We start from the raw sequence: 14,575 nt of genomic DNA, 5'->3' as shown, positions 1-14,575 counted from the left end.
TTAGATATAGTTTCTTACTATTCTAAGCGCCTTTCTTAGCCCTCTATAAACGATAGTACGTTTAAATTGTTTTAGAATAGTTTTATTCATTACTATCAAGTTATCGCCCAACATCCAAGAGTACGCATTTTTATCTCCATTATAATGATTATTAAACGACTTAATAATAGATTCGTAGGACCACTGTATTCTTTTTTCAGAAAGATCAATTTTCTTTCTAAAATCTTCCTCACATCGTTTTATACTATCTTCATTCCAATTAAATCCATACTGATTCGGATCACCATTTTCTGAAACAATTTCTAAAATTGTGCGATAACATTTCTCACAATGGCCGCAATTTTTCCCGCCTCTCGATTCCCAACATACTCTCAGATGTGGTTTTATCCCATAATGTTCACTTTTCTCCAGGATATAGCGCACCTTTTGTTGACGATCCATTTCGTAACCATCATGTACAGTACTACATCTTGCGTATTTAATATTATTATCAATTACCGGATCACTTCCACATGTATATTGTCCTTTTAAGTAGGCGGGAAAACTGGATGCAATATAGACATTTTTTAAGCTATACTTATAAGCAATAACTGCAGCATGACAAATTAGTCCCATTCCGCAGGAAAAACCATGCCACCAGCCATCACCAGATATTCTTACTTTCCGGTTGGCTACTTTTTCGTTAATTAAGCCGCGAAAATCGCTTTTTATCCGTGTATATGAAAGCCCAAAGTCTTTCGCAGTTTTCTTCACATGATGCTCTACATTTCCCCAACCATCAATATCATCCAACTTTATATCGCTTCCCCATATAGTGATGAGAAGCGGTTTCTCCTCAAGATGCGAATACAGCGTTGTAAAAGCATCTACCCCACCAGAAAAGAAGCATCCAACTTTTCTTTCTTTTGATACGGAAGTACTTTTAACCGCTCGAGCTGTGATTTTTCCACCAAATGAAAGCATTGGATACATTTCTCTGAAACCATCTTCTGCTTTTCCAATTTCCTCCAGAAAATCAGCATCAATCTCTTCTGCGACAATCTCAGCCTTATACAGCCATACAAGCGGTAATATGTCTCCAAGCAATGGAATAACCAAAATACTTTTAGGAATATCTGTCAAATCGAAATCATATTCAACTTCAAACTCATTCTTCAAAAAGCATTTTTCAATTTCTCCGTACGCCCTAAAATCACAGATAAGCTTATTTCCATTCACTTGAACTTCATTCACAATTACTTTATTTTCCATTGTTTATTACCTGTTCATTAGACTAACTTTCAAAACTTTTGCAAGGGGTTCAAAAGCATTCTCCAAGTCTTTAGGAGAATAACGGGTCACCTTAATGCTGTCGGTTTTGGTCCATTCTTTCGCTTTGCTCAACGCGTCGTTTTCATTTTCACAAAACACAATATAATCTAAATCTTTCAGCCACTTTTCATAAACACCTTTTACTTTTTTACTACTATTATCCATCGCAATGCAAGGCGTTCCTACCAACGCACAGAAAACCATGCAGTGAAGGCGATCTGTAACAACAAATTTTGCTTTCGCAAATTGTTTTAATTTGCATTCAACAATTCTATATTTTTCGCATTTTCTACGAATCGAATGATCCGTACACATATCAGTTAGTTCTAATTTATAGCATTCTTTTTTTGCAACTTCCTCGAGTTTAGCATAAAAATTATCCGTTGAAACCTTTTCTTTGTCGTTTCTTAGGCATGCAATCATGTAATTTTCTACAGACTGATTACTAATTTCAGTGTGATAGGATAGAACGATATCAGGAATCAAGACACAATTTTGAGGATTTATCTGGTAGAGGTTTTCTTCCGCAAAGATTTGAGATCGTTGATCACGAACAAACAGCATCAAATTCTCTTTGTCAAATATGTCTTTTTCAACCTTCAAACGATGATTCCCATAATGTGTGTTCTCATAAAAAATAGTCTGCGGAAAAATGACTACCATATTTGAAAGATATCTTTGAATCACTTCCGCATACATTTCATCTTTCCATATTGAACCTAGAAATCCGCCTCCATGAATCAAGATTATATCTTCATTTTTTATCAAGTTAGAATAGGTTTTTAAGAATCTTTCTACGCACTCTGCTGGTATTGTAATCACTTTATGCTCAGGCGAAATCTTTTTCAAGTACTCAATTTCCGCAATAAGAATTGCCTGATCTCCAATATTTTCATGTGATGGTGTATCAAAGATGATAAATCTTTTTCGAAAAGAAATTAATTGAATCGCACACATAAGAGTTATCAAGTCAAAAACACACTTTTTCACTTTTCCTTTTATTACTCTTATACTTTTTTCCATCATCCGGAAGTTTCTCCCCATTTACTATTTATTCCAAATTTTCGACACAGAACCAACATCAGTTAATGAACATAATAAATATAGAATAATATATTTAATAGATTGCCCATAGCACAAAATGCCAATTCTCTTTTGTGTCTCATCCATCAGCATTTTATAGCTTTTTGTATCGCTATACTCTACTAAGCTTCGAATAACTCCCGTAATCAACTTTGCACATCTTTGTTTAACTGCTCGACATTTCTTTCTGTCTTTTTGCTCAGCAAATTCGGTCAATTTATCCACAATAAAAATTTTATCAAAAAGTTTTTTTATATCAGGCTCCTTTACAATAGATCCAGGTCTTTCCATTCGATAGCAATAGAACGCCTTTTCATTAAAAGCAATTTTGTTGCTATTAATAATGATTTGAGGTGTCCAAAGTTCATCTTCATGCTTAATTCCAGGATAGAACATAAGATTATGGTTCATCAGGTAATCTTGTCTTACTACAACACACCATGCTGTGAGTATAATATTCCTTGCATCCGAACATTCAATCAATGCTCTTTCCGAGGCATTGATTATTTCCGGAAATTTCCAATTTTTACTGCACAATGTTTCCGTATTTTCCGTCACGCAATAGTAGTTATTTATTATGACTTCCGGATTATTTTTTTCAATAATCTGAGAAAGTGTACCTAATCCATCTTCTTTAAAATAGTCATCTGAATCAAGAAACACTAAATATTTTCCTTGAGCTGTTCTAATACCAGTATTTCTGGCTTCTGACAATCCATAATTATTTTGATGTACAACCTTCACGCAGTTGAATTCTCTTTCGTATTGATCACATATATCTCCTGACAAATCTGTAGAACCATCATCAATTAGTATAATTTCGAAATCCTTATAAGACTGCGCCAATACACTATCTACGCATTCATTTAAATATTTCTCAACATTGTAAACCGGTATAATTACACTAAATTTGCACACTGCCTTTTCTTCCTTTTTCCTTTTTTTCAAAAAAGAATTTTATTCCAAATAAAATCAACAAAATAGACATAGCTCCTGGATTATATCCAAGTGCAACAGCTTTGACATTAAACGCAAAATATTCCACAAACAAAATTATTCCAATGCAGTTCACAAGTCTGTCTTTCCATTTAAAAGAATATTTCCATATCAGAAAAGCAATCGAAATATATAACACACAAACTCCAATAACACCAAAAAGCCAAATTTCATTTACATATCCTACATCTGTGTGTGTATACCCATTTGCACCATATCTCGAATGCCCAGTTCCAAAAAGAAGACGAATCCCCTTTTGCAACTCCCACCAGGAATCCTGGAACAATACGCCCAAAGAATCGCTTTCCGCTTTTCCCGTTTCAATCAAATCATAAACACTTTCAAATCCAGCTTCTATCCATCCCTTTGTTGCCTCATCCAGTATATTGCTATTCATCAAAATATTAAACCCGGAAACAGCTAGCGCAAGCACCATAACTCCTACAAGGAACTTTTTTAAGCTTCCAGTGAACATCATATAAATAACTACCAAACAAGCACACAACAAATAAATCAGTAGCCCTGTACGAGAATTTAGTGCCGTCGCAATAGATATGTATATTGAAAGGAAAATAAATTTCTTTTCCTTAAATACCCCATACAGCAAACATGAACTAGCAATTACTGATATTCCCAAGCCAAAAAGGTCTACAAGGGTATTGGAGAAACCATACGCTCGTACTGTGATATACCATGTATTTTGATACAGCTCACTTCCAGTGTTAGCCAGCATCAATGATACAAAAAGATTTTTTACACGAGGAAACATTAGAGAAAGCACACAGCAAGTACTTTCTATCGCACCCGCATAAAATATCACTTTAAGAAATCCAGAAAAATCATATTCATTTCTCTGTAATTCCATAAAAAAATACGATCCGCAAACAATAACAGCTATAGTCATCAAACCGTAACGGTTGACCAACGAAATATAGTGCCCTACTTGAACCACATCATTATAGAAAAAAGCACTTAAAGGCAACGGTATAAGCGCCACATAACATGCCAGCCCAACCATCAGTTTAACCCACGTTGCAATTCCGGATTTAAACACTGCGCTAATAAATCTTGATCTATATTTAAAAAAGATCATCATTCCGGAAAAGCCAATTAAAACGATATCAAAGCGAGGAATAATAGGGGGACAAAATATAACGCAAAAAGCATAGATACTTAAATAAAGCGTGTGTTTGTTGCTAATCTTCATTAGTCCTTACCAATAACCTTCTATATACAAATTAGTAGTAATAAAACTTTTCTGCTCAGTGGCATTTTCCAGAGTAATAATGTTCCAATGGATCTCCTTACCGCCTTCTTAAGTTGATGTTTGATTTCTGACAACCTTTTATCTCTTTTATCATATCCGTCAAAATACATTTTGGCCAACAACGTGAATCTTGCCCGCTCTATATTCCGATCACATACTTGAAGATATTCCGGGACTTCATTTGCAACTAATCCCCGCACTTTGTCCCACACGTATAGCAAATCCATTTTCTTTACCGTAAACCTATTATTTGTTACACCATTTACGTTAAATGTGTAATGATAGTACGGTGCATTTGTGTACACTGCCTTTTTGCATCGCACCGCAAAGCAGTAACAGGCATGCACATCCTCATTCATTTTTCCTTCAATAAAAAAGAAATCTTCGAGTATTTCTTTTTTAATCAGACGATTCCAGATACAATGTGTGTCCTCTTCCCCATTGACCCGGAAAAAGTGGTCCAAGCATTTTTTCTGGCCCCAGAGTTCGACCCTTTCTGCCATGGATTTATTCTTTTTTTCTTGGCGCTGCATCTCGCAAATCACCATGTCTGCATCATTTGCCGTAATGAGTTCGTACATGGAGCCATACATTCCCGGCTCAATCCAGTCATCACTATCAACAAAGCCAATGTACTCACCTTGCGCAACGCGTAAACCAGCATTTCGAGCTGCACTTGCTCCACCATTTTTTTGATGAAGCACTGTAATTCTTGAATCACGTTTTGCCCATTCATCACACATTGCAGGGCATCGATCCGGGGAGCCATCATCTATCAGAATCACTTCCAAATCTTCAAAAGACTGATCCAGAATCGATTGGACACACCGATCCAAATATTCTTCCACTTTATACACCGGAACAATTACACTAATTTGAGGCATATGTTTTCTCCAAGTTCATTTTGCACTTTGATCGTGCAGGTGAGCGTACACTTTCTCTCTCAGCCAATTCGGCGCCACACAAACTACCGCCTGCGGCAAAGCGGAAAACGTAAAATCCTTCCAGCTGGACCAACCGCTTTTGACCATCCAGCCTCTGAATTTCAACATATCCTTTGCATATTTCATTCCGCCGCGCCGCTGAAACATATCAGCCGGGGCGCGCATATACAACAGATTCTCTGAAATGTTCCTTGCTTCCACACCGGTTTGAATCATTCGAATCCACAAATAATAGTCCTCAAACAAATGAAAGCGGCCGTTGTATCCGCCCGCTTGCTGTACTGCCTCTTTTTTAAACATCACTACCGGGTGATTGAACGGGCAGCGCCGTTTTGAATACCGCCTGATCTGCTCATTTTCTACCGGTAAGGTTCTTTTTCCAATCACATTATCTGTCGTTTCTGTAAACTCCAGTAGCGATGCACTAAGAATCCCAAGTGTGGGATTCTTCCTATATTCTTCCAACTGTATCTCGCAGCGCCGGGGAACGCTAATGTCATCGCTATCCATCCGTGCAACAAGCTCATTCCTGCAATGCTTTAGTCCTTCATTCAAGGCCGGGCCAAGCCCTCCGTTTTTTTCCAGACGAACAACATGAAGTGCATTTTTGTACGAATCAATCACGGCATCCAGCTCGGGGGTAAGCGGGCCGTCGCAAACAATTACAAAATCATTGGTGGGCACGGTCTGATTCAGCATGCTTTCAATGCTCTGCTTCAAGTACTCCGGTTTTTCCTTATAATAAACCGACATTAAAACACTGTAATTTTCGTACTGCACGTTCATTCCCCTTTTTCACATCGCCCGGCGGTGCTCGCGCACCATCTGGGCCTCCTGCTGGAACTGCACGAATTCACGCTGCTCCAGCCTCTCCTGGACCAGCTGCTCCTGCTGGTGGCGGCGCACTTCGTCCCGGTGATGATGCGCCCGCACGCCTTCCTGGATGTCCTTGCGGCCTAGTACTTTCAGTACAGTATCCAAGAACACCTTCGCGTCAAAGGCCATGCTCACGTTCTTTAAGTACTCCCGGTCGTAGAACACCTTGTCGTAATCGTTCAGCATGTCGCGGCCATTGATCTGCGCCCAGCCCGTGATGCCCGGCTTCAGCTGGTCCACCCCGTAGTACCGGCGCAGAAAATGCACGCTGCGCTCCTGCCGGATCAGCGGCCGGGGCCCGATCAGGCTCATGTCGCCTGTAAGAACATTGAACAGCTGCGGCAGCTCATCAATGCTGGTATCCCGCAAAAAGCGCCCCAGCTTGGAGATATAGGCGTCGGCGTTCTGCAGCTCGCCGGTGGCCGAGTATTTGGGCGCGGTGCTCTTCATGGTGCGGAATTTGGTAATGTAGAACACATGGCTGTCCTGCCCCACCCGCTTCTGGCGGAAGAACACCGGCTCGGTGGGACTGCTCAGCTTCTGCAGCAGGGCCACCACCATAAACGGAATCGCCAGCACCACCAGCGCCATGGCCGCAATCACCACATCGAACCACCGCTTCTGCCGCAGATACCTCTGCTGGGCACCGGTCAACGGAATGCGATGCTGCTTCATGATTCTGCGCATCGATACATACTGTTTTTTGACCTTCATCGCCGTTCTTCTCCCTCTGGATTTTTTACGCTTCCTTATTTGCTGCACGCAAAGCGCCCCGGGCATCGGTAAGGTTGCCCAGGGGGATCTTGCGTTGGCGGTTTTCCGTTTGCGCGTGACGGGGCAGTGCGCATCCGGCCGGTTTTCCTCCGCCCCGCGGTTGCCCCGGCAAACGCAGCCGCTGCATCTCCCCCTGTGTTGCGGGTGCTGCGCTGAAAATTGCCGTGTCGTTTCCGCTTTACCGTAAAAGGAAAGCGGATTTTATCTATGTTATACACCAGTATTTTAATCATAACGCAATTTGCCTCTTTTTTCAACCGAAAACGGTAGTTTTTGGTTCAGATTCGTCTAATTGGTAAAAAAGCTGTAAGAAAAGCGAATAATATTGATTTTTCTGCTGGAAATCTTCTTTTTTTTCCCCTCTTTGGCAACTCGATCTTTGTGTTGTTTTTTCGCCCGGGCCCCTTTTGTTGATCTCGCCGCCCAGCTCACCGAAACGTTCCCTTGTTCATTCCATGGAAAAATCGCGCATTTTATTGACAAATGTGTCAACCGTGGTGTACCATGTCAACTAGATAACCCGGCACCGCATCTTCCTATTAAAATAAGTAAAAAGGAATGCAAAAGGAGACAATCATGAGCGAAACCAAACAGACCGCCCTGGTCATTATGGCGGCGGGCATCGGCAGCCGTTTCGGCGGCGGCATCAAGCAGCTGGAGCCCGTGGGCCTGCACGGCGAGATCATCATGGACTATTCCATTCACGACGCCATCGAGGCAGGCTTCAACAAGGTGGTCTTTATCATCCGGCACGACATTGCCGAGGCCTTCCGTGAGGCGATCGGCGACCGCATTGCCACCACCTGCGCCCGGCTGGGCGTGGAGATCGCCTACGCCTATCAGGAGAAGGAGAATCTGCCTGAGGGCGTTGCCCTGCCCGCAGAGCGCACCAAGCCCTGGGGCACCGGTCAGGCGGTTCTGGCCTGCAAGGGTCTGCTGAACGAGCCCTTCGTGGTCATCAACGCGGACGACTACTACGGCAAGGAAGCCTTTGTGAAGATCCACGACTTCCTGGTGCAGGACCACGGCGACAGCGAGCTGTGCATGGCGGGCTTTGTGCTGAAGAACACCCTGTCCGAGAACGGCGGCGTGACCCGCGGCATCTGCCATATGAACGAGACCGGCTACCTGACCGATGTGGAGGAGACCTCCAACATCGTGAAGACCGCCACCGGCGCCGAGGTGGAGGGCAAGCCCGTGGACGCAGACTCTCTGGTTTCCATGAACATGTGGGGCCTGACCCCCGCCTTCATGGACCTGCTGGACAAGGGCTTTGTGGAGTTCTTCGCCAACACTCCGGAGGACAAGATCCTGAAGGCCGAGTACCTGCTGCCCATCTACATCGACCAGCTGCTCAAGCGCAGCGCGGTGTCGGTGAAGGTGCTGAAGACCGACGACAAGTGGTTCGGCGTGACCTACAAGGAGGACAAGGACTTCGTTGTGGCTAGCTTCCGGGCACTGATCCAGGCGGGCGTTTACAAGGAAGACCTGTTCAGCGACCTGTAAGCCGCTGACCTTCCGGCGTTTTTCGCCCAGACAGATACAAAACCAAAAGGCGGCTGCCTTCCCAAACCGGGAAAGGCAGCCGCCTTTTTCTGCACGCAAACTTCTTTACTCCTCCACCGGGGCCGAAAGCCGCAGCACATAGCGGGCCGGGTCGGTGACCGAGAGATAATTGATCACATCCTGCTCGTACACATCCCCCGCCAGCCGGAGCTCCCGGCGCTCCAGCTCCTCCAGAAAGAGGGCGTAGGCGGTGGGCAGCTCGTCGTAGCCGCCCTGGTAGTAATACACCGCCCAGGTCCCGGCGGGGCAGGTCCACAGGTGGGGATGCTCCACCGGCCCGGGCAGCGGGCTGAAATAATAGGCCTCCAGAAAGCGGCCCTGCAGCGCTCTTTCCCGGGGGATGATCTCCCCGGCCTGGAAGCTGGTTCCCAGGCCGCACTGCTCACACTCCGCAAAATGGGCCTGCATGGTGCGGGCGAACTGGCGCTCGGTGGGCGGGGTGCGGTAGCCGGTGGGGGTGGCGATCAGGTGCCGTTCCCTCTGCCGGGTCAGACTCAGGCGGCCGCAGACGCTCTCCTCGCCCTCCCGCATGGCATCCAGCGTCTGCTCCAGCGACTGGATCATCCGGTCGATCTCGGCCCGGCGTGCCCGCAGGTCCTGGACCTTGCCCTCCAGCAGCCGGATGCCGGTGGGCACATCGGCGTTCTGCAGGTAGCGCCTGATCTCGCTGAGCGGGGTGCCGCTGGCCTTCAGAACGGCGATCAGGTCCACGGTGGTGAACTGACTCAGGGTGTAGTAACGGTAGCCGCTGGGGGCCACAAAGGCGGGCTTTAAGACGCCGGTATGGTCGTAGTGGAGCAGGGTATCCCGGCTGAGACCGCACAGGGCGGCAAACTCGCTGATTTTATAATAATTTTTCATAAAATTCTCCCTTGGCCGGTTCAGCAAAAGAATTTGAAAGCCTCTTGACTCGTGGGTTACACCATAGTTTACAATGGTTTCCATCACAACGCAAGGAGTACTTTTATGAAACGGGCAATTTCGCAGGAATTCAGCTTCTGGCGGCTGCTGGCCTTCTCGGTGCCGGCGGTGGCCATGCTGGTGGTATCGTCGCTGTACACGGCGGTGGACGGGGTGTTCGTGTCCCGGTTTGTGGGCAGCGACGGGCTTTCGGCCATCAACATCGTGCTTCCGCTGGACACGCTGGCCTTTGGCGTGGGCATCATGTTCGGCACCGGCACCAGCGCCATTGTGGGGCGCAAGCTGGGCCAGGGCGAGGCGAAGGCCGCTGATGAGGACCTGACCCTGGCCACGCTGGCGGCGGGGGTTCTGGGCGCGGCGCTGAGCGTGCTGGGCCTGGTATTTCTGGAGCCGCTGGTGCGGCTGCTGGGCGCCAGCGACCGGCTGCTGCCCTACTGTGTGGAATACGGGCGCATCCTGTTCGGCTCGGCCTTTTTCACGGTGATTCAGGTGATGTACCAGGCGCTGTTCATCACCGCCGGGCGGGGGCGCATCGCCCTGTGGCTGACGGTGGGCAGCGGCGTGCTGAATCTGGTGCTGGACTGGCTGCTGATCGGGGTGCTGGACATGGGCATGACCGGTGCGGCCCTGGGCACGGTGAGCGGCCGGGTGCTGGGTGGGCTCTTCCCCATCTTCTACTTTTTGAAGGACCGGAGCACCCTGCGCTTTCGCCGTCCCCGGTGGGACCCGGGCATGCTGGCGCTGGCCATGGGCAACGGGTCCTCGGAGATGGTCTCCAACCTGGCCATCTCGGTGACCACGCTGCTGTTCAATCTGTCCATGCTGGCGCTGGCCGGGGAGGACGGTCTGGCCGCCATGACCATCGTGCTGTACGCCCAGTTTGTGTACACGGCGGTGTCCATGGGCTTTGCCACCAGTGCCGCCCCGGTGATCAGCTACCACTTCGGCAGCGGAAACACCCGGTATTTACAGCGGCTGTTCCGTTACTGCCTGGGGGCCATCGGGCTGATCACCGCGGCCATGATTGCGGCGGCGATGCTCTTCGCCCGGCCGCTGATCGGTCTGTTCACCCCGCCGGGCGGGGCGGTGTTCGAGCTGGCGCTCCACGGCTTCTGGGTATTTCTGTGGAACTTTTTGTGCGCCGGCTTCAACATCTTTTCCTCTTCCCTGTTCACGGCCCTGTCCAACGGGGCAGTGAGCGCCCTGATCTCGTTTCTGCGCACGCTGGTGTTCGTGGTGGGCAGCATTTTACTGCTGCCCCGGCTGCTGGGTCTGGACGGCATCTGGCTGGCGGTACCGGCGGCGGAGGGCCTGACCTTTCTGATCGCGGCAGTGCTGGTCATCCGCTTCGGCAGGGAGCCTTACCACTATCTGCGCTGAACCTCTTCTTTTCAATACGCAAAAAGCGGCGGACCCTGCAAAAAACAGGGTCCGCCGCTTTTTCTATTGCTTACCGGTCAAGGGATTTTTTCACTGCGCAGGAGGCGCAGGTGCCGGATCAGCCCTTTTTGCGCAGGCGCTCCAGGGCCACCAGGCCGCAGACGGCGGCGCCCGCAAAGCCCAGCCATGCCAGCATGCTGCTGTCGCCGGTCTGAGGAGCCTGGGCGGCAGCGGGCTGTGCGGTGGCGGTGGGCTGCGCGGCGGCGGTGGTGCCGTCGCTCAGGGTGACGGTTAGCTGGGTGGTGCTGTTCAGGGGCAGGTCGCTCATGTAGTTGTTGTCAATGATCAGCTCACCGCTCCAGGCGCTGACCCGGTATTCAGTGCCCTTCGTCAGCGCAACGGTCTCGCCCTGCTGGTTTTGGGCGGTCACGCCGGTAATTTCAACCCCCGCATCCCGCTGCACAGTAAAGTAAACATCGGGCGCGCTGAACTGGTCCCGGTAGTTGGGATCGTACTCATAACTGGCAGGGTCCACGGTCACTGCCTTGGGCTCCACACCCGGCTCAACCTCGCCTTCCCCGGCGAACACCGCCGCGGGCAGCAGGGTCAGCAGCATGCACAGGCAGGCAAAGGCCGCCAGCAAACGCTTTTTCATCTTGCTTTTTCCTCCTTTTTTCAACTCTCCAATACAAAGCATCCGGCAGCCCGTTCCGCACCGGAAAGAGCTGCCGCCTTTAAGCCTACCATGCCAAAGAAGAAAAACCGGCGAGCCTCACAAAAGTGTAAGGCTCGCCGGTTTGATTCTGCAACAATTAAAGCTGTTCCAGCAAATAGCCGCCGCCCCGCAGCGACGAGATCTCCAGCCGGGACTCCTGGCTGTTCAGCTTCTTGCGCAGGCGGGAGATCAGGGTCCAGAGGGCGCGGCTCTCGGCGTGGCGTCCGGGCCCCACAGCGCCTCCATCAGCTCCTCCTGACTGACCTTGTGCTCGGCGGCGCGGGCCAGCAGCAGGGCGGTGAACTCCTTCTGGGTAAGCTGGATGTCCTGGCCGTTCACATAGCCGGTCATGGTGAGCAGGTCCAGCTTCAGGCCGCCGTAGCAGCAGTAGCGGCGCACCTCCTCCGCGGCCCGCAGCCGGGCCTCGATGCGCACCACCAGCACCTCCAGGTCATAGGGCTTGGCCAGATAGTCGTCGCCCCCGGCCCGCAGGCCCTCCACCACGTCCTGGTTTTCGCCCAGTGCGGTGAGGAACAAAATGGGAATGGGCCGCTGGGCCTTCAGCTCCCGGCACAGCTCCAGGCCGCTGCCGTCCGGCAGCAGGATATCCAGCACGATCAGGTCCACCGGATGCCAGCACAGCTGCTCCCGGGCCTGGGTCACGGTTTCCGCCTGCAGCACCTGATAGCCCCGCAGGGTCAGCAGCCGGGCGTTGATTTTCATAATGTGGGGGTTGTCCTCCACCAGCGGGATGGTACTCACTGCTCTTCCTCCTTTTTCACGGTGAAGGCGATGGTCGTGCCCTTGGGGCCGGTGCGCTCCACCCAGATGCGGCCGCCGTGGGCCTCCACTGCCTCCCGGCAGATGGTCAGCCCCAGACCGGTGCTGCCGCTGCAGCTGTAGCCCTGCTCAAAAACGCGGGGCAGGTCCGCCGGGGCGATGCCGCTGCCGGTATCCGCCACCTGAAAGAGGATGAAGCCGTCCTCTTTGGCACCGGCACTCAGGGTGATGGTGCCGTTTTTGGTGTCGCGGTTGGCGTTGATGACCAGATTGAGAAATACCTGCAGCAGCATCTCGAAGCTGCCGTGGGCGCTTTCCGTGCAGGCCGCCTCCACCCGCACCGTGTTCTGATTTTTCACGCAGATGGGCGCGCTCACAGCCCGTACCCGGTCCAGCAGGTCCGCCGGGTCCACCCGCTCGAACCGCAGCTCGCTGGTGTGGCCGTAGGAATATTCCATCAGCCGGGTGACCATATCGCCTAGCCGCCGGGCCTCCTGCTGGATGGTCTTCAGGTTTTCCGGCGTCTCCTGGTCCACCTGATCCGCCGCCAGCTGGATGCCGGTGAGCGGGGCATAGCCGGAGATCACGGTGAGCGGGGTCTTCAGCTCGTGGGCCATCCGGTGCAAAAATTCCAGATTCATCCGGTTCATCCGCTCCAGCATCTCGCCCCGGCTGCGGCTCTCGATGAGGGCCGTCTCCCGCTGCTGGATGCGCAGGCTCACCGCCGAACTGTTCAGGAACACAAAACCCAGCATGCCCCAGGCGGCGGTGCCGTAGTGGCTCACATCCGAGCTGCGGCCGGTGAGCAGCGCCTCGTGCAGAAGGCTGGCCACCAGCACCGCAAAGCCGCTGAGCACCAGTGCATCGGCGGTTTCCAGCCCGCCCCGGCGCACAAAGCCGCGCACCGTGCCGAACACCAGGTATACAAGATACGGGATGGACAGGTAATACACCACCGTGGACACGCTCACCAGCTGCCGGGTGGGCAGAACGCCGATGAGCACCGCCGCCGCGCCCGCCGCCGCCAGATACACCGCCAGCGGCCAGTGGGCGGTGGCTTTTGCGTACATGCACTTGAGCAGAGCAGAATGGATACCGGCATCAGCATCACCATGCAGATAAACAGCCGGTAGGCAAAATACCAGGAGGTATCCTCCGGCAGCAGATGCACGATATAAAAGTTCTGGTCCCGCAGCGCCATGAGCACACAGCACAAGACCAGGCACAGATAGACGGCCCGGCGGCGCATGGCCTCGTTGATCAAAAAGTAGAACGCCAGCAGCAGCAAACCGCCGCTGAGGGTGAGCGAGATCAGATCATTGCCCGCCTTGAGGGCCTCGATGTTCTGCGGGGTGGACAGATACAGCACCGGGATGTGCCCGCCGTCCTTATGTGCGTAGTTGCCGTACTGGACCACCAGCTCGATGATGCCATCCTCTCCGGCGCACATGGGCAGGGTCATGTAGCCCACCCGGGGCACAAAGCCTTCCGCGGTTTCAGACGGGTTGCCGAAGACCGCCACCTGGCTGCCGTTCACAAACACCCGGGTGGCGTAGTCCACCGAAAAGCCGCAGATGGCATAGTAGGCTCCGGGTGTTGCCCGGATGCGCAGCCGGTGGGTGCCGTAGGCGTAGTCCGAGGGGGAAACCTCCTCCCCGGCAGGCTGGCCCGTGCGGCCGGCGGCAAAATCCTCACTGGTGTAAAGCGCCTCCGGGTAAAACTCCCAGCGTCCCTCCAGCTGGAACAGCCCGTCGGTCTCCTCGCCTTGCAGATCCAGCCAGCCGTCTTCCACCCGGAGCAGCTGCACCGGCGCATTGCGCAGGGTGAACAGGCCCTGCAGCAGCTGGAGGGTCAGCACCACCAGCACCACCAGCAGCAGCCAGCGCAGCTTCCGAATCTGCTTGCCTGTCCGCTTCAATCGGCTCCCCCTTTCGCAATTTCGCCTTACCTTTTATTTTACCA

15 protein-coding genes are annotated in these 14,575 nt (G+C 50.9%); 2 read left to right on the top strand and 13 right to left on the bottom strand.

The window, feature by feature from the left end:
- From B5F28_RS14480 to B5F28_RS08800, 7 genes are read right to left on the bottom strand one after another with little or no spacing between them, the layout of a single operon-like run.
- Positions 1-1,251, bottom strand: a complete 1,251-nt coding sequence (locus B5F28_RS14480) for a hypothetical protein (protein WP_143424721.1) — start codon at positions 1,249-1,251, stop codon at positions 1-3.
- Between the two features lie 6 nt (positions 1,252-1,257).
- Entirely contained in the window at positions 1,258-2,337 is a 1,080-nt protein-coding gene (locus B5F28_RS08825) for a polysaccharide pyruvyl transferase family protein (RefSeq protein ID WP_158097559.1), read from the bottom strand.
- Between the two features lie 21 nt (positions 2,338-2,358).
- Positions 2,359-3,312, bottom strand: a complete 954-nt coding sequence (locus B5F28_RS08820) for a glycosyltransferase (RefSeq protein ID WP_087295331.1) — start codon at positions 3,310-3,312, stop codon at positions 2,359-2,361.
- Complete coding sequence (locus tag B5F28_RS14475) at positions 3,299-4,597, bottom strand: hypothetical protein (RefSeq protein WP_143424720.1); 1,299 nt, start codon at positions 4,595-4,597, stop codon at positions 3,299-3,301. Before B5F28_RS14475 ends, B5F28_RS08820 begins: the two co-directional genes overlap by 14 nt.
- Positions 4,598-4,617: 20 nt before the next feature.
- Positions 4,618-5,541 (bottom strand): glycosyltransferase family 2 protein, encoded by a 924-nt coding sequence (locus tag B5F28_RS08810; RefSeq protein ID WP_087295327.1) that lies wholly within the window; start codon positions 5,539-5,541, stop codon positions 4,618-4,620.
- A 15-nt stretch (positions 5,542-5,556) separates the two neighbouring features.
- Positions 5,557-6,381 carry a glycosyltransferase gene (locus B5F28_RS08805; protein ID WP_087295449.1) on the bottom strand — a complete coding sequence of 275 codons (825 nt, stop codon included), beginning with the start codon at positions 6,379-6,381 and terminating at the stop codon, positions 5,557-5,559.
- 15 nt (positions 6,382-6,396) lie between these two features.
- Complete coding sequence (locus tag B5F28_RS08800) at positions 6,397-7,191, bottom strand: sugar transferase (protein ID WP_247643449.1); 795 nt, start codon at positions 7,189-7,191, stop codon at positions 6,397-6,399.
- A 636-nt stretch (positions 7,192-7,827) separates the two neighbouring features.
- Here B5F28_RS08800 and B5F28_RS08795 point away from each other — a divergent pair.
- On the top strand, positions 7,828-8,757 hold the full coding sequence (locus B5F28_RS08795) for a nucleotidyltransferase family protein (RefSeq protein ID WP_087295325.1): 930 nt from the start codon (positions 7,828-7,830) through the stop codon (positions 8,755-8,757).
- Positions 8,758-8,862: 105 nt separating this feature from the next.
- Here B5F28_RS08795 and B5F28_RS08790 read toward each other — a convergent pair whose 3' ends face one another.
- Complete coding sequence (locus B5F28_RS08790; RefSeq protein ID WP_158097558.1) at positions 8,863-9,678, bottom strand: MerR family transcriptional regulator; 816 nt, start codon at positions 9,676-9,678, stop codon at positions 8,863-8,865.
- 105 nt (positions 9,679-9,783) lie between these two features.
- Between B5F28_RS08790 and B5F28_RS08785 the strand changes: the two genes are divergently transcribed.
- On the top strand, positions 9,784-11,118 hold the full coding sequence (locus tag B5F28_RS08785) for an MATE family efflux transporter (RefSeq protein WP_087295321.1): 1,335 nt from the start codon (positions 9,784-9,786) through the stop codon (positions 11,116-11,118).
- 118 nt (positions 11,119-11,236) lie between these two features.
- Here the strand turns inward: B5F28_RS08785 and B5F28_RS08780 are convergent, their stop codons facing one another.
- The 5 genes from B5F28_RS08780 to B5F28_RS08765 all read right to left on the bottom strand — a co-directional run bounded on the left by B5F28_RS08780 (position 11,237) and on the right by B5F28_RS08765 (position 14,531).
- Positions 11,237-11,773, bottom strand: coding sequence for a hypothetical protein (locus tag B5F28_RS08780; RefSeq protein ID WP_158097557.1), 537 nt, complete (start codon positions 11,771-11,773; stop codon positions 11,237-11,239).
- Positions 11,774-11,930: 157 nt separating this feature from the next.
- Positions 11,931-12,068 (bottom strand): helix-turn-helix domain-containing protein, encoded by a 138-nt coding sequence (locus B5F28_RS15130; RefSeq protein ID WP_247643448.1) that lies wholly within the window; start codon positions 12,066-12,068, stop codon positions 11,931-11,933.
- Positions 12,023-12,595 carry a response regulator transcription factor gene (locus B5F28_RS08775; protein WP_247643447.1) on the bottom strand — a complete coding sequence of 191 codons (573 nt, stop codon included), beginning with the start codon at positions 12,593-12,595 and terminating at the stop codon, positions 12,023-12,025. Before B5F28_RS08775 ends, B5F28_RS15130 begins: the two co-directional genes overlap by 46 nt.
- The gene (locus B5F28_RS08770; RefSeq protein WP_087295317.1) at positions 12,592-13,683 is read right to left on the bottom strand and encodes a sensor histidine kinase; all 1,092 of its coding nucleotides are present in this window, start codon (positions 13,681-13,683) and stop codon (positions 12,592-12,594) included. The genes B5F28_RS08775 and B5F28_RS08770 overlap by 4 nt, the downstream gene beginning before the upstream one ends.
- Positions 13,581-14,531, bottom strand: coding sequence for a hypothetical protein (locus B5F28_RS08765; protein WP_087295315.1), 951 nt, complete (start codon positions 14,529-14,531; stop codon positions 13,581-13,583). Before B5F28_RS08765 ends, B5F28_RS08770 begins: the two co-directional genes overlap by 103 nt.
- Positions 14,532-14,575: the final 44 nt, after the last annotated feature.

Source organism: Gemmiger sp. An194, from assembly GCF_002160145.1.
In the GTDB taxonomy this organism is placed as follows: Bacteria; Bacillota; Clostridia; order Oscillospirales; family Ruminococcaceae; genus Allofournierella.
Note: the sequence above shows the minus strand (reverse complement) of the source record. Positions and strands in the feature narration are given on the sequence as shown.

Bases quoted from the DNA above. Each gene is read 5' to 3' on its own strand.
- B5F28_RS14475 (WP_143424720.1), bottom strand. From the start codon at position 4,597: ATGAAGATTAGCAACAAACACACGCTTTATTTAAGTATCTATGCTTTT.
- B5F28_RS08800 (WP_247643449.1), bottom strand. From the start codon at position 7,191: ATGAAGGTCAAAAAACAGTATGTATCGATGCGCAGAATCATGAAGCAG.
- B5F28_RS08770 (WP_087295317.1), bottom strand. From the start codon at position 13,683: ATGTACGCAAAAGCCACCGCCCACTGGCCGCTGGCGGTGTATCTGGCG.
- B5F28_RS08810 (WP_087295327.1), bottom strand. From the start codon at position 5,541: ATGCCTCAAATTAGTGTAATTGTTCCGGTGTATAAAGTGGAAGAATAT.
- B5F28_RS08790 (WP_158097558.1), bottom strand. From the start codon at position 9,678: ATGAAAAATTATTATAAAATCAGCGAGTTTGCCGCCCTGTGCGGTCTC.
- B5F28_RS14480 (WP_143424721.1), bottom strand. From the start codon at position 1,251: ATGGAAAATAAAGTAATTGTGAATGAAGTTCAAGTGAATGGAAATAAG.
- B5F28_RS08825 (WP_158097559.1), bottom strand. From the start codon at position 2,337: ATGATGGAAAAAAGTATAAGAGTAATAAAAGGAAAAGTGAAAAAGTGT.
- B5F28_RS08795 (WP_087295325.1), top strand. From the start codon at position 7,828: ATGAGCGAAACCAAACAGACCGCCCTGGTCATTATGGCGGCGGGCATC.
- B5F28_RS08785 (WP_087295321.1), top strand. From the start codon at position 9,784: ATGAAACGGGCAATTTCGCAGGAATTCAGCTTCTGGCGGCTGCTGGCC.
- B5F28_RS08780 (WP_158097557.1), bottom strand. From the start codon at position 11,773: ATGAAAAAGCGTTTGCTGGCGGCCTTTGCCTGCCTGTGCATGCTGCTG.